We start from the raw sequence: 15283 nt of genomic DNA, 5'->3' as shown, positions 1-15283 counted from the left end.
CTTTTACGAGCGCAGCACCATCTTTCGATTACAACGGGTGACATGAACACCCCATCAGGGAACAACAGGTACAAGGGACGTCATGACCAAGGAACTCCACAACGAACTCTATCAGATAACGTTTGCCGGGCGGATTCTCGAAGGATTCGACGACGCAGAAGTCAGGGAAAATGTACAAGCCCTGTTTCGGATCTCCGACGAACGTACTGCAAGCCTTTTCAGCGGTGCCACCAAGACACTCAAGTCCGGTCTCAGTCACGCGGACGCCCTGGTTTACCAGGAGCGACTGACAAAAGCTGGTGCCGAAGTGCAAATTGCGAAACAGCCCGCCGCTGCAGTAAACCCCAAATTGGAAACCGCCGGCGCCCAACCGCCAGCGTCGTCAGACGACGAGCCAGCAACGGCCACCCCGACCGGTCCACAACGGGAGACACCGCTGGAGTTCACCGGCAACGGCCGCGAGTATTTCGGAATCTGGATCGTCAACATCCTGCTGACCATTGTCACCCTTGGCATTTATTCGGCCTGGGCCACGGTGCGTAACAATCAATACTTCTACGGCAACACCAAACTCGATGGAGCCAGTTTCCAGTACCTGGCCAGCCCGATCACTATCCTCAAAGGTCGATTGATTGCCCTGGCTGTCCTGGTTGTCTACGTGGTGCTTTCCGAGATGTATGTTGAAGCTGCCGTGGTCTTTGCCATCGCATTTATCCCCCTCGTACCCTGGATCATGGTGCGCTCGCTGCGGTTCAATGCCGTCAACAGTGCCTACCGCAACATCCGCTTCGACTTTCAGGGCCGCTATGGCCAGGCTTTCATGGTGGCGTTTGTGTGGCCATTGCTGAACATGCTGACCCTGTTGCTGCTTACCCCACTGGTGATGAAGAAAACCCACGAATTCATCGCTAACGGCAGCCGATACGGCACCACCGAGTTCGCGCTCAAAGCCGATACCGGATCCTACTACCGTTTCTTCGGAAAAGGCCTGCTGATCGCCATTGCCTTCGGTGTTGCGGCGTTCCTCGCCATGCGCTATGTCGGCTTTACCGTCGGGTCGATCATTGCCGGTGCTGGCTACCTGACACTGTTCGGCTATTTCATGGCGGGCATTTCAAACCTCTTCCTCAATGCCGTCCACCTCGACCGTCACGGCTTTGAATCCCGCCTGCAACCGCTGCAAATGGTGTGGATTTACCTGTCCAACAGTTTCTTCGTAGTCCTCACCCTTGGCCTTTTCACCCCCTGGGCCAAGGTGCGCATGGCAAGGTATCGGGCTTCCTGCACGGCCATGATGGTCAGCGGTGACCTGAACCACTTCGTTGCAGCCGAGCAGAACCGCACCAGCGCGTTGGGACAGGAACTGGGAGATGCCTTCGATGTCGACTTCGCCGCCATCTGAAGTCACGATCGAAGGCCAGTTCTATTCAGGTAATGACTCCAGCCGGCGGGGCGCAGTATTGCGCTCCGCCGCTGGCGTGATCATCGTTGATGCGGGAGACACCCGACTGCGCCTCGCGCACGACGATGTGACCATATCACCACGGATTGGCAACGCCCCCCGCTACCTCCACCTGCCTGACGATGGGGTCTTTGAAACCGAAGACAACGCCGCGGTGGATCAGCTTAGCCGGCAATCCCGGCGGGGGCGTGGCAATCGGCTGCTGCACGCGCTGGAGAATCACCTGGGGCTGATTCTGGTTGCGGTCGTCGTCACGATTGCGACCACCGGCGCTGCGTTTGTCTGGGGCGTGCCCTGGGCGGCCCAGGCCGTGGCCAATGCACTCCCGAACAGTATAGCGGAGCAGGTTGGCGACTCCACACTCACCACGCTGGACAGCACTTGGCTTGAACCTTCTTCGCTTTCAGAGGAACGCCAACAGGCGTTGCAGGCCCATTTCGAGCCTTTCCTGATGCCAGTGGCGGGCAAAGACCTGAGAGTGATTTTCCGCTCGTCTCCCGCCATCGGCACCAACGCCATGGCATTGCCGGACGGCACGATGATCTTCACGGACGATCTGGTGAACCTCGCCGAAGATGATAACGAACTGACCGCTATCCTCGCCCATGAAATCGGCCATGTCGCCCATAACCATGGCATGAAAGGCATGGTGCAATCGTCACTGACTTTCTGGCTGATCGTGATGATGACCGGTGACCTGTCTGCGTTTTCCGACGCAACCGTAGTGGTTCCGGCGGTCATGATGAGCCTGTCCTACTCCCGTGACATGGAACGGGAGGCCGACGCCTATGCCCTGAAAGCAATGACGGACCACGACCTGGACCCGACCCACTTCGTTACCATCATGGAGCGCCTGATGGCTGCTCATGGCGAGGACCGTTCCTCAGAGGCCGAGGAAGGCACTAGCCGGTGGGACAGCCTTCGCGACATGCTGTCGAGCCACCCGGAAACGGGCGAGCGCATCGAACGCTTTAAACAGACGCCCTGATCGGTATAGTAGCGATACGTTCATCACAGGGAGCACACACGATGCCATCCAGACCCACCAGGCCGGTTGCGGCCTCTGCCATCGACAAACATGTCTACAAGGTTTTTCCCAATGACATGAACGCACATCAGACGGTGTTCGGGGGCATGATTATGGCCAAGTGCGACCGTCTGGCCCTGGTGGTGGCGGAACGACACTCCGGCCATGTCTGCGTCACGGCAGCGGTGGACTCCATTCACTTCCGCGCGCCCGCCAAGGGCAACGATACCCTGCTGTTCAGCCTTGCCCTGAACCGCAGCTGGGGGTCATCCATGGAAATCGGAGCTCGGGTGGAAGCGGAAAACAGCTACACCGGAGAGTCCCGACATATCCTTTCCGCATTTTTCACTTTCGTGGCGCTGGACGAGAACGACAATCCCGTGGACGTGCCTGCGGTAGAGCCGGAAACCGACGACGAGAAACGCCGCTTCAACAACGCCGAAATCCGTCGGGAAGGTCGCCTGGAAACCCGCAAGAAGCTGAGTGAACGCCACTAAGGAATTCCACTCCCTATCCCCATGGCCCTTACCCCCTTAAACGACAAAAGCCCTGCCGGAATCCCGGCAGGGCTTTTTTTGTGGCAGGTCCCGGGCAAGCCCGGGAACAACACCCGAACCGTTATTTAGAACTGGTTCATGGTGTTGTCTTTACCGCCAGCCTTCAGAGCTGCGTCACCCGCGAAGAACTCTTTGTGGTCATCACCGATGTTGGAACCGGCCATGTCCTGGTGCTTCACAGTCGCGATACCCTGACGGATTTCCTTACGCTGAACGCCTGCAACGTAGGCCAGCATGCCTTCGTCACCGAAGTAGCCCTTGGCCAGGTTGTCGGTAGACAGAGCAGCCGTGTGGTAAGTCGGCAGAGTGATCAGGTGGTGGAAGATGCCGGCTTCACGTGACCCGTCACGCTGGAAGTTGGCAGTCCACTCGTCGGCCAGCTTGCCAAGGTCGGTTTCGTCGTACTTGGCATTCATCAGGTCGGCGCGCTCGTAGGCAGATACGTCCTTGCCTTCTTCTTTCCACGCGTCGAATACCTGCTGACGGAAGTTCAGAGTCCAGTTGAAGGACGGGCTGTTGTTGTAAACCAGCTTGGCATCGGGAACCACTTCTTTGATGCGGTTAACCATGGCAGCGATCTGGCCAACGTGGGGCTTCTCGGTTTCGATCCACAGCAGGTCAGCACCGTTCTGCAGGCTGGTGATACAGTCCAGAACCACACGGTCTTCGCCAGTGCCAGGCTTGAACTGGAACAGGCCAGATGCCAGACGCTTGGGACGAACCAGCTGACCTTTCTGCTTGATCACAACGTCGCCGTTGTTGATGTCTTCAGCCTTCTCGATTACTTCACCGTCGATGAAGCTGTTGTACTGGTCGCCCAGGTCGCCCGGCTCTTCAGTCACAGCGATCTTCTGGGTCAGGCCAGCGCCCAGGGAGTCAGTACGGGCAACGATCACACCGTCGTCCACACCCAGTTCAAGGAAAGCCAGACGTACAGCGTTGATCTTGGACAGGAAGTCGGCGTGAGGAACGGTCACTTTGCCGTCCTGGTGGCCACACTGCTTCTCGTCGGACACCTGGTTCTCGATCTGGATACAGCAAGCGCCTGCTTCGATCATCTGCTTGGCCAGCAGGTACGTTGCTTCGGCGTTACCGAAACCAGCGTCGATGTCGGCGATGATCGGCACAACGTGAGTTTCGTGATTGTCGATCTGCTTGATCAGCTCGTCAGCCTTGGCGTTGTCGCCAGCGTTCTGAGCTTCTTCCAGGGCGCGGAACAGGTGGTTCAGTTCCCAGGCATCCGCCTGACGCAGGAAGGTGTACAGTTCTTCGATCAGACCAGATACAGCGGTCTTCTCGTGCATGGACTGGTCAGGCAGCGGGCCAAACTCGGAGCGCAGGGCCGCAACCATCCAGCCAGACAGGTACAGGTAACGACGCTTGGTGGTACCGAAGTGCTTCTTGATGGACAGCAGCTTCTGCTGACCGATGAAGCCATGCCAGCAACCCAGGGACTGGGTGTACTGAGCCGTGTCCTTGTCGTAGTTCGCCATGTCTTCGCGCATGATTTTCGCGGTGAACTTGGCGATGTCCAGACCAGTCTTGAATTTGTTCTGGGCGCGCATGCGGGCCGCGTGCTCGGGCTTGATGGCGTTCCAGGTCGGGTTTTGCTTCAGCAGGGAAGCGATGGCGTCAACGTCTTTTGCGTATGGCATGGTCTCAGTCCTGTTTCTAAGGTTTGAGGTGCTCTTTTATGAAGCATAAAAGCGACTTCAGCGAGCCAGCGTCCGTTCAAAAAATAACCAGACCGCTGACATTGAGGGTTACTTTAGTGGCTTTGATTTTATAATTGAAATTTATATTATCTATATTCGGCATTTTTTGTATGAATGAAGACATCTTCCCTCACGCATTGCAAAGAACAACGAGCCGATCAGCGCTATTCAGGTCAAGATACTCGTCCCGTGGCGGGCTCAGCGCCAGATGCCGCCCCAACGAGTCGGGCTGCGCGCGCCATATGCCCAGCGCCACTTCTCCTTCCGCAGCGACCGTTTTCTCCAGTACCTGAAAATCCGCGCTGGCAGGCAAAGGATAGTTCTGGGGATCCCGGAACTGCACCTCAGCACCGCCCACCGTAAACAGCTCATCCAGCACCACCCTCAGCTCCCGCCGCAGGGCGACCTGAGCAAGCACGTGACTGATGATCATTGGGCTGATCAGCATTTCACTCTGGTGGCCCATTAACAGATTTCGATTGTCCGGGTCGCTCAGTTCCATGATCAGTTGCGGGCGCCTATCACCCTCACTCAACAGGTCTTCCAGTTGCAGGTAACCCACCATGGCACGGGCGTCAGCTTCCTCGCCGGACGCCAGACGATCACTGCTCAACAACATAATGGAGTCATAGTTGAGCGGCCCAACCCGCCTCAACTCGCCTTCCACCATGTAATCCGCTTCGATATGGCGGCAGATCACGTCCCGCTGCCCCCCCAGGTAACGGTCAATTTCCTGTTCCCGCTCCTTGGCAGGCACTACCGAAACGAGATCCACCTCGAACCGCCATTGGCTGTAGCTGGAAAACTCATCGATCAGGCTTGGCACCCGGCGATTCCATCCCAGCACAAGAATCCGGTGAACCCCGCCTGAAAGCGAGACAGCCCGGCTTGCGGGTTCACCTCGAGTGATAACCGGCAGCGGCGGCACCTTCGAATCCGACTCGGTTTCGGTGTAGTCCCTGGCCATCATGACAACCCGGTCCCCGGCCTCAATCACCGTGTCTGACGACGCCGGCATCCTCACCATCCAGGCCTTGCCCGACCGCTTCAGAATACCCAGCACAATTGCCTGGGGCCGCAGAGAGGCCAATTCTCCGAGGGACAGTCCCGCCAGGGCATCGCCACCCCGGATGTAGATTTCGCAACCCTCACCGGCGGTCAGAAGTTCGTTGTAAATTTCCGACAACCCCGGATGGAGGATGTTCTGCACCATTAGCCGGCTTATGGTGGCATCGCCGGCAACCACCTCCACCTCTCCGGGATAGGCGCGCTCAATCACCGGGAGCTTGCGCACATCCTGTATCTCGGCAATGACAAAGGGCAGTGATGCCCCCAGGTGTCGTGCCTGAGCAGCAATGGACAGCAACGCCTTCACGGTCTCCACGTCCGATGTCACCAGGCTGCCCGCCTGATGGGAGGCACTGGGCACTATGACAGCCGCGGCATCCAGGCAGGCTACCCTCTGCAAGGCATCCGGCTGAATGGCAGCGCCGGCACGGAGGATGATCTGGCGAGACTTGCGCCCGATACCGGGCTCGTCGCGCAACTCATGCACCTGGGCCGCCGAGGCATGCTCGGAAAGCACCACCAGGCGTAAGCGGTTGGTTTCACGTTTTTCCAGGAAACGGCGCATGCGCCCTGATGACCCCAACAACTCGCCCAGCAGCGGTAAGGTCTGGCTGGTCCAGCCCAGAACTACGATGTGGTTTCGCAGGGTAACCGGGGTCAGCCCCCGCTCCAGGTCGGTCATCTTGGCGATCAACCAGCGCGTCAGGATCGCCACCAGCGTGCCCATGAAAACCACATAACCGCTGACGGTGAGAATGGTGGACACAAACCGCTGCCAGTTACCCACATCGTCTCCGAGATAGCCCGGGTCCGTCAGCCGCAAAAAAGCCCACCAGATGGCATCGCCGACATCTTCAAAAGGCGTTCCAAGGGGGATCACCAGCAGCCCGCCAACAAGCGAAATGATGCCTATAAAGACACCCACCACTAACAACTGAAAGCCCGCACCTTTTACGAGTTGGCGCTCAACGATGAACTTCACGCGGTCAACAAAACGAAAGGGGATCATGATCGTCCTTCTGGCAAGATGGGGAATGTCGGTAGCATAGCGCAGAACGTATGGAATAAAACCGGAGCGGTGCCTTATAGCACGCTCGTTCACGAACAATTGACTGGCTACGCAATCCGCAGCATCGTATAGATGTCTATCAAGTTCTCCAACGCGGCCCTGAGCGGCTGCAAGACTGGCCGGTTTTTCATGTCCCATGCGCCGATCACATTGTCACTTGCTGTCATCCCGCTGATGACGGGCTGCTCCCTGCTGGCACCAACACCGGAACCGGCGCCACCACAAACCCACTATCATGCCCCCGTGGTCGAGGCCGTATCCGGCACGGCGGTTTCCATACCGCAACTGGCCGAGCGACTTGCGGAACAGGATGTGGTCATGATTGGCGAATATCACGGCCACCAGGGCGCTCACCTGCTCCAATCCCGCCTGCAGGCTCATCTGTACCAGCATCGCCCTGAACAGTTGTTATCCATGGAACAGTTCGAGGTGGACCGGCAGCCGGTGCTGGACCGCTACCTGGCCGGCGACATTGGCGAAATGGAACTGGTCGAGGATGCCGGCGCCTGGCCTATCTACCAATACGCCTACAGACCGCTGGTGGAATTTGCTCGTCGCCAGGGCCTGCCGGTCATCGCCGCAAACGCTCCGGGTGATATCGTTCGCTGCGTGGGACGCGAGGGGCCCGAGTATCTGGCGGACCTGAACGCAGCTCGGAAACGCCACATCCCAGACGCGCCCTTCGCAGGCAGCGCAGCCTACCGGGAAAAATTCTTTGGCACCATGGGCGGCCGGCATGGCACCGCCGACAATGAGCGACTGCAGAACACTTATCACGCCCAGTTGCTGCGGGACAACACCATGGCAAGCCGGATACTGGCCGCAAGGGAACGCCACCCCGAGCACCAGGTCATTCACCTGACGGGCACCTTTCACAGCGAGGAGCGCCTGGGCACGGTAGAGGCCCTTTTGCAGCGAAACCCCGAGCTGTCTGTAGCGGTTATAAGCCCGGTTTTTATGGAAGCACAGCCCGACGGCGACGAACTACCGCTCACCGGTAACCAAAACAAGGGCGACTATCTCTACTTCCTGCTACCGCTGCCCCCGGAGTACCGGGACGAAGCACGGGGACACGAATCGATGATGGATGCATTCCGGAAGGTGCCAGAAACAACCTGCGACTAAGCCTCACCAGCCTTGGCGAAAGCCGCCCCCATGGCGCGGGAAAAAACCGCCTCGTCCGCTGCGCTGAAAAGCACGAAGCGCACATACCTAACCCTTCCCAGACGCGGCAATACCTGCCTGACCGTCGCCATGGCAACCTCTGCAGCCCCTTCCACCGGGTAACCGAAAGCCCCTGCCGAAATGGCGGGAAACGCTATGGATTCAATTGCTTTACTGTCTGCCAACTCAAGGGCATTGCGATAGCATTCCGCCAGCCAGTGATCGGAAGGTTCATCCACACCGTAAACGGGCCCCAGGCAGTGGACGACGTACTGGTTTGGCAGGTTATGCGCCCCTGAAATCACCGCCTCACCCGGGCGGATCGGCGCCATGGGCCGGCACTCTTCAGCCAGCCCTGGCCCTGCCGCCGCATGGAGCGCGCCTGCGACACCGCCCCCGGACATCAATTGGGCATTGGCGGCATTAACGACTGCTTCCAGATCATCCTGGCGGGTGATGTCGCCACGAACGCATTCCACAGTTTTTCCGTTCAGTTCAACCTGTGCCATGGAAACCTCCCGGCCATTGCCTCAGCGTCGCCGCTTCAGCGAGCGGTTGATAATAACGGTTTCCGGCTCGCCGTGACCTGCGATGGCAGCCAGCGCCCGGTCCAGCGTTGCCTCGGCAATGGCTTCGTGTTTTTGGGGTAACGAGTGAACCTTGACCGGCAGGAAATCCAGCAGCCGGTCATCTCCGAAGGTAGCCATTCTGAGGGACTGCGGCAAGCCTCCCGGCTGCTCCAGCAGCACGTCGAGCACCCCTTGCAAGAGGGTGTACGAGGCGGTAATCAACGCATCCGGAAGCCCCTGATCCGCCAGCACCAGCTGCATCAGTCGGGCGCCGGAGGCTCGGTCATAGTGTTCACCACTGTAGACCGCCCATTGTCCACTGCGACTCCGAGCCACCGCCTCAAAGCCCTCGCGGCGCTCCCGTGTCATTGCCAGCGCCGGCACCGCATCAAGCCAGACCACCGACCCGGTGCCCGGCTCCAGCACTGAACGGGCCAGTGTGGCTGCGCCCTTGCGATTGTCGCTGACCACGCAACTGATCACACCCGGTGATTGCGATCGGTCCACCGCGATCACCGGCAGGTCTTCCTCCTGCAACTCTTGGTAGAAGGGGTCATTCGGTGGCAGGGCACTCGCAACGATCAGGGCATCGCATCGCCTTGCCTTGAGAGAACGTGCCAGCTCGCGCTCGGTATCCGGGTCATCTCCGGAGCCGGCAATCAGCAATTGATAGCCCCGGGCACGGGCACCCTGCTCCAGCAATTTGGCCAGGCGGGCGTAACTGGCGTTCTCCAGGTCCGGCAGGATAAACCCCAGGGTGCGGCTGGCCCCACCACGCAGCGACGCGGCTTGCGGGTCTATCTGGAAGTGGTTGTCCCGCGCAACCGCCATCACCTTTTCGATAGTCGCCGGCTTGATCCGGCGGGCCGGCCCCTGGCCATTGATCACGTAGCTGGCGGTGGTGCGGGACACCCCCGCCAGGCGGGCAAGTTCTGCAAGGGTCATGGGGCCGAGTCCTCCTGGGCACAGATTGCTTGATTTCTGATCATATCTGTTTCATGATTCATTCTATGTTTGCTGACACGATTCAGCAACCTAGATTTTACTGGTATTCACAACAACAAGGCGAGGCTCCCCACATGCTGACGCTAACAGCCAATGATATCCGCCTGGGCTGCACTGCAACCGACTGGCGGGATGCCCTGAACCAGGCCAGCCAGGAACTGCAGGATGCAGGCCGGACCACTCCCGACTACCACGCGGGCATGCTGGCCAGGGAGCAACAGTCCTCCACCGTCCTTGGCAACGGCATTGCCATCCCCCACGGCACACCGGAAAGCCGCGAGGCGGTCACCAGCACCGGCATCCGCGTGCTGCAGTTTCCCGGCGGCGTTACCTGGCATGACAACGCCACTGTGCATGTGTTGGTCGCCATTGCGGCCCAGTCGGATGAGCATCTGGATATCCTGCGCCACCTGACCCGCGTACTGGACAAACCCGGCCTGTCGCAGAAACTGGCCGAGGCCGATGACACCGAGGCGCTGGTATCCCTATTGTCGAAGGAGCCAGTGATGCCAAAATGCGACGCTCAGACCCTTTGCCTGGGTGTTAACACCCGGACCACCAGCGAACTGGCCATCAGCGCTGCTGCCCGACTACAGGGGTTGAGCTGTGTCGACGCCAGCTTTATGAAAGAAATTGTCAGCCAGCCACCCGTGGGGCTGGGCCAGGGGTTTTGGCTGGTTCACCACAGCGTTGGCAGTATCCGACCTGCGCTGGCACTGGCAACCCCCAAAGAACCCCGTGACGACCTCGCCGGCGTTTTCTGCCTGGCGGGCCCTGGCGACGACTGCCGCGAATTGCTGGAACGTATCGATAATTTCCTGGCCCAGAACATCCCCCTGGAAAGCCAGTCCGTGGATGCTGTACTTTCCCGGCTTTCCGGTGAGCAGGCCAATGCGGTCAGCGACCGGGTGCGCCTGCTGAATACCCATGGCCTACACGCCCGGCCCGCCAAACAACTGGTACAGGAAGCCCGTCAGCACAAGGCAGACATTCGCATCCGCCTGGAGGACGGCGATGGCAATTCGGTATCGGCGACCAGTCTCACCCGGATCATCGGCCTCGGTGCCCGCAGGGGGCAAACCCTGATCATATCCGCAACCGGCAACGATGCGGAACAGGCGGTAGAAGCCGTTTGCCAGGCCATCAATGACGGGCTCGGAGAAACCATCTCCCCGCTTCGACAACAACAGAGCCAGCCGGCGCCTGCCGAGCCGGAACCCGAACCTCTGGCCGATGACGAACCGCTGAAAGCGGTCGCCGCCTCACCGGGCCTGGCTCTGGCACCCGCCTTCGTCATGCGCCAGCCGACATTGGACTACCCCGCCACCGCCAGCGATGCCGGTGAACAGACCAGCCGACTGGGCCGGGCCATCGACGAGGCCGACGGACAACTGCGCACGCTGATTCGCCAGGCCGAAGGCGGTGAGGCAGCACCGATTCTGTCGGTGCATGTGGAAATGCTCCAGGATGACGATCTCTACCAGGCCGCCCTGGAAGCCATCAACGAAGGCGCGTCTGCCGAAGCCGGCTGGTGGCTCGCCATTGATACCGCCGCGCGTGCCCAGGAAGCACTGGCAGACCGGCTTCTGGCCGAACGGGCGGCAGATTTGCGGGATGTTGGCCGGCGCGTGCTGGCCAACCTCTGCGGGGTGGCCATGCCGACACCGCCGGACGAACCCTATGTACTGGTGGCGGACGACCTGGGCCCTTCCGATGTGGCAAGGCTGGACACCCAACGCGTTCGCGGCCTGATCACGGCCCGTGGTGGCGCCACATCCCACAGCGCCATCTTGGCTCGGGCGCTGGGGCTCCCAGCCGTGGTCGGGGCTGGTGACCGTATCCTGACCATCAGCAACGGAACGAACCTGGTGGTCGACGGCGAACGCGGCTGCCTGGTGCCCAATCCCAGCGCCGAGCGCCGCGACCGCATTGACCGTCGCCTGGACCAACTCACCCGCCTGCAGGCGGACGCCCACGAGTGCCGGAACGAGCCAGCCACCACCACCGATGGCCACACCATCGACGTATGCGCCAACCTTGGCAACACCGCCCACACCCCGGATGCTGTCGACCGGGGCGCCGATGGCATTGGCCTGCTGCGTACCGAATTCATTTTCATGGAGCATCCGGACGCGCCTGACCTGGACACCCAGGTGAAGGAATATCGCCATGCCTTCGACGCCCTCAACGGCCTGCCACTGGTCGCACGCACCCTCGATGTGGGTGGTGACAAGCCCCTGGATTACTGGCCCCTTCCCCACGAGGACAACCCCTTCCTTGGGCTGCGCGGTATTCGCCTGTCGCTGACCCGACCGGAAATCCTCGAAACCCAGGTGCGCGCGCTGCTGACGGCTGCCGACAACCGCCCACTGCGAATCATGTTTCCCATGGTCAAGGACCTGGAAGAGTTTCGCGCGGCCAAGGCCATCGTCGAACGGGTCCGCGCCGAGATTCCCTGCCAGGGCCTGCAGGTGGGCGTGATGATTGAAGTGCCCTCCTGTGCCCTGTTGGCCCACACCCTGGCACCGGAAGTGGATTTCTTCTCGGTAGGCACCAATGACCTCACCCAGTACACCCTGGCTATCGACCGTGGCCACGGCCAGCTTTCGGCCGAGTCCGACGGGTTGCACCCCTCGGTACTGCAACTGATCCGCATGACCGTCGAAGCCGCCCATGCTCACCAACGCTGGGTGGGTATCTGTGGCGAGCTGGCCTCCGACCCACAGGCTATTCCGGTACTGCTGGGCCTGGATGTGGACGAGCTGTCGGTGACCAGCCGGCGAGTGCCACTGGTCAAAGCCTGTATCCGCGGGCTTAGCCGCGAACACGCCCGTGAACAGGCGAAACTGGCGCTGGGCAAGGCCACCGCAGCCGAAGTGCGCGACGCCCTGGAGACACTGTAATGGCCCGGGTACTCACCATCACCCTGAACCCGGCGCTGGACCTAAATGCCGAGACCGACTCAATCCGGCTGGGTAACGTGAACCGCTCTCGGTCCACACGTCTGGAGGCTGCCGGCAAAGGCATTAACCTGGGCCGTGTGCTGTCACGCCTCGGCCATACCGTGACCGTGTCCGGACTGCTGGGAGACATCAACGCCGCGCCCTTCGACCGCCTGTTCTCGTCTGACATCCTGGCAGACCACTTTGTCCGCATCCCCGGGCAGAATCGCATCAACGTGAAAATTGCCGAGGGCGATGGTCGTGTGACCGATCTGAACGGGCCCGGATTTGACGTACCCGCGGATGCCCTGGACCGATTAAAGGCACGCCTGGGTAACTTGAAGAACAGGTTCGATGCCGTTGCCATTGCTGGCAGCCTGCCCGGCGGCTTTCCGCCCGAGGCACTGGCGGAACTGGTCACCCTGGCTCGCGAAGCAGACATCCCGGTGTGGCTGGATACCAGCGGCGCAGGCCTCACAGCCGGGCTTAAGGCGCTGCCAGACGGCATCAAGCCCAATACGGAAGAGCTGGCCGAATGGGCCGGGCACCCTTTGGAGAGCCTGGACGCCATCGCCGAGGCAGGCCGCTCACTTCAGGCCACCGGCATCGCCAATGTGGTGATTTCCATGGGCGAGAAAGGCGTGCTCTGGCTGTCGCCGAAGGGCAACTGGCAAGCGTTGCCACCGCCCGTGACCGCCACGAGCACGGTCTGCGCCGGCGACACTTTGCTGGCCGGAATGATTCACGGCTTGCTCGAACGTCATCACCCGGAACAGGTGCTGTCAACCGCCACCGCGCTGTCGGCCGAGTGCGTTCGACACATTGGCGTTGGCGATCCAATGGCCGACGACTTTATCCAACTGATTCAGCAAACCCGCGTCACTCTCTTTACCCCCTGGCCCGGGCACAACAACAATGGGGAGATGCCATCATGAAACTGATCATTGTAACCGCCTGCCCTCAGGGCGTGGCCACCAGCTTCCTGGCGGCCCGGGCCCTGGAAAGGGCCGCGCAGCAAAAGGGCTGGGAAGCCAGAACAGACATTCGCAGCCCGCAGCAACCACTGTCGTCCCTGCCCGAGGATGTCATCGCCTCGGCGGACCTGGTCGTTGCCGCAACAGGAACACCAACGGACCTGAACGCCTACGCCGGCAAACGCCTCTATCAGGTCCCGGTAACGGCCGCCCTGCCCGATCCCGCGTCGATTCTGGACCAGGCCGAAAAGCAGGCCGAGCCCTATCAACCAACAGAGGCTTCACAGCCCGAGCCTGCCACCTCAGGTAACGCAGGCAAACGCATTGTCGCCGTCACCGCCTGCCCCACCGGTGTCGCCCACACTTTTATGGCGGCAGAAGCCCTGACCGCCGCCGCGACCGCGGCTGGCCATCAGATCCGCGTGGAAACCCAGGGCTCCGTGGGTGCCCAGGATCCGCTGACCGCCGAGGAAATCGAGGCGGCGGATCTGGTGATCCTGGCCTGTGATATCGAAGTCGACCCCAGCCGTTTTGCCGGCAAGCGGCTTTGGCGCACGTCCACCGGCAGCGCCCTGAAAAAACCGGGGCCCACCATTGATGACGCCATGACCAATGCCTCTGTCGAGGAAGGCCAGAAAAAAGCGACCTCAGGAGGTGGTGGCGAGAAACGCGGCCCCTACAAGCATTTGCTGACGGGCGTATCCTTCATGCTGCCCATGGTGGTAGCCGGCGGCCTGCTGATCGCCCTGTCATTCGTGTTCGGCATTGACGCGTTTGAAGAGGAGGGCACCCTGGCAGCCGCGTTGATGCAGATCGGCGGCGGCACCGCCTTCCAGTTGATGATTCCCCTGTTGGCCGGCTATATCGCCTGGTCCATCGCCGACCGGCCGGGCCTGGCGCCGGGAATGATTGGCGGCTACCTGGCCAGCACCCTTGGCGCAGGCTTCCTGGGCGGCATCATCGCGGGCTTCCTGGCGGGCTACGTCGCCCGTTTCATCAGCCAGAAGCTGCCAATGCCCGAGAGCATCGAATCCCTCAAACCCATCCTTATCATTCCGTTGCTGGCCAGCCTGGTCACCGGCCTGGCCATGATCTACGTGATCGGCGAACCCGCCGCCGCCCTGATGGATGGGCTGACCAACTTCCTGGAAGGGATGGGCACCACCAACGCCATCCTGCTGGGCGGTATTCTCGGAGCCATGATGTGCTTTGACCTGGGCGGTCCGGTGAACAAGGCCGCCTATACCTTCGGTGTCGGTTTACTCTCGGAAGGCAGTGGTGGTTCGGCCCCCATGGCGGCGATCATGGCCGCGGGCATGGTGCCCGCCATCGGCATGGGTGTGGCGAGCTTTATTGCCCGCGCCAAGTTTGCAGAGGCCGAACGGCAGGCCGGGCGGGCCTCCTTCGTACTGGGGCTGTGCTTTATCTCCGAAGGTGCGATCCCCTTCATGGCCAAAGACCCACTGCGCGTGATTCCGGTGTGCATGGTAGGGGGCGCCATCACGGGCGCCCTGTCCATGCTGTTCACTGTCAAGCTCATGGCACCCCATGGCGGTCTGTTCGTGCTCGCCATTCCCAACGCGGTAAGCACAGTACTGCCCTATGTGGCCGCCATTGCCATCGGTTCGCTGATAATCGGGTTTGGCTACGCCATGATCAAGACCGGCAAGGCCGAGGTGGCAACCGCCTCCTCTTAGCAGACCTCCCCTCCGGGGGCGCTTGACGCCCCCG

General features: G+C 60.8%; 11 protein-coding genes. 7 read left to right on the top strand and 4 right to left on the bottom strand.

Annotation, left to right across the window (positions count from 1 at the left end; translation table 11 throughout):
- Positions 1 to 82 precede the first annotated feature (82 nt).
- Genes SIC19_RS12855 through SIC19_RS12845 form a run of 3 tightly spaced genes read left to right on the top strand, consistent with a single transcriptional unit; the run spans position 83 to position 2986 of the window.
- Complete coding sequence (locus tag SIC19_RS12855) at positions 83 to 1402, top strand: YjgN family protein (protein ID WP_041332546.1); 1320 nt, start codon at positions 83 to 85, stop codon at positions 1400 to 1402.
- On the top strand, positions 1380 to 2450 hold the full coding sequence (locus SIC19_RS12850) for a M48 family metallopeptidase (RefSeq protein WP_226909978.1): 1071 nt from the start codon (positions 1380 to 1382) through the stop codon (positions 2448 to 2450). Before SIC19_RS12855 ends, SIC19_RS12850 begins: the two co-directional genes overlap by 23 nt.
- 41 nt (positions 2451 to 2491) lie before the next feature.
- Positions 2492 to 2986 (top strand): acyl-CoA thioesterase, encoded by a 495-nt coding sequence (locus SIC19_RS12845; RefSeq protein WP_036210582.1) that lies wholly within the window; start codon positions 2492 to 2494, stop codon positions 2984 to 2986.
- 125 nt (positions 2987 to 3111) lie between these two features.
- On the opposite strand, the gene SIC19_RS12840 is transcribed toward SIC19_RS12845, so the two are convergent.
- Both SIC19_RS12840 and SIC19_RS12835 read right to left on the bottom strand, forming a co-directional pair.
- Positions 3112 to 4701 (bottom strand): isocitrate lyase, encoded by a 1590-nt coding sequence (locus SIC19_RS12840; RefSeq protein WP_007154178.1) that lies wholly within the window; start codon positions 4699 to 4701, stop codon positions 3112 to 3114.
- Between the two features lie 190 nt (positions 4702 to 4891).
- Positions 4892 to 6838 (bottom strand): CASTOR/POLLUX-related putative ion channel, encoded by a 1947-nt coding sequence (locus SIC19_RS12835; RefSeq protein WP_075194253.1) that lies wholly within the window; start codon positions 6836 to 6838, stop codon positions 4892 to 4894.
- 132 nt (positions 6839 to 6970) lie between these two features.
- Here SIC19_RS12835 and SIC19_RS12830 point away from each other — a divergent pair, with 132 nt between their 5' ends.
- The gene (locus tag SIC19_RS12830; protein WP_226909979.1) at positions 6971 to 8023 is read left to right on the top strand and encodes a ChaN family lipoprotein; all 1053 of its coding nucleotides are present in this window, start codon (positions 6971 to 6973) and stop codon (positions 8021 to 8023) included.
- On the opposite strand, the gene SIC19_RS12825 is transcribed toward SIC19_RS12830, so the two are convergent.
- Both SIC19_RS12825 and cra read right to left on the bottom strand, forming a co-directional pair.
- Positions 8020 to 8571 (bottom strand): macro domain-containing protein, encoded by a 552-nt coding sequence (locus SIC19_RS12825; RefSeq protein WP_075194252.1) that lies wholly within the window; start codon positions 8569 to 8571, stop codon positions 8020 to 8022. The genes SIC19_RS12830 and SIC19_RS12825 overlap by 4 nt on opposite strands.
- 21 nt (positions 8572 to 8592) lie before the next feature.
- Complete coding sequence (cra, locus tag SIC19_RS12820; RefSeq protein ID WP_075194251.1) at positions 8593 to 9576, bottom strand: catabolite repressor/activator; 984 nt, start codon at positions 9574 to 9576, stop codon at positions 8593 to 8595.
- A gap of 134 nt (positions 9577 to 9710) precedes the next feature.
- Here cra and ptsP point away from each other — a divergent pair, with 134 nt between their 5' ends.
- From ptsP to SIC19_RS12805, 3 genes are read left to right on the top strand one after another with little or no spacing between them, the layout of a single operon-like run.
- Positions 9711 to 12539, top strand: a complete 2829-nt coding sequence (gene ptsP, locus SIC19_RS12815) for a phosphoenolpyruvate--protein phosphotransferase (protein ID WP_075194250.1) — start codon at positions 9711 to 9713, stop codon at positions 12537 to 12539.
- Positions 12539 to 13513: a 1-phosphofructokinase gene (gene pfkB, locus SIC19_RS12810; RefSeq protein WP_075194249.1), complete on the top strand. Its 975-nt coding sequence runs from the start codon at positions 12539 to 12541 to the stop codon at positions 13511 to 13513. Before ptsP ends, pfkB begins: the two co-directional genes overlap by 1 nt.
- Positions 13510 to 15249, top strand: coding sequence for a PTS fructose-like transporter subunit IIB (locus tag SIC19_RS12805; protein WP_075194248.1), 1740 nt, complete (start codon positions 13510 to 13512; stop codon positions 15247 to 15249). The genes pfkB and SIC19_RS12805 overlap by 4 nt, the downstream gene beginning before the upstream one ends.
- The last annotated feature ends 34 nt before the right edge of the window (positions 15250 to 15283 follow it).

Origin of the sequence: Marinobacter sp. MIT930201 (assembly GCF_047122665.1) — a bacterium.
Lineage (GTDB): Bacteria > Pseudomonadota > Gammaproteobacteria > Pseudomonadales > Oleiphilaceae > Marinobacter > Marinobacter salarius.
This window is presented reverse-complemented; position numbering and strand designations above follow the sequence as displayed.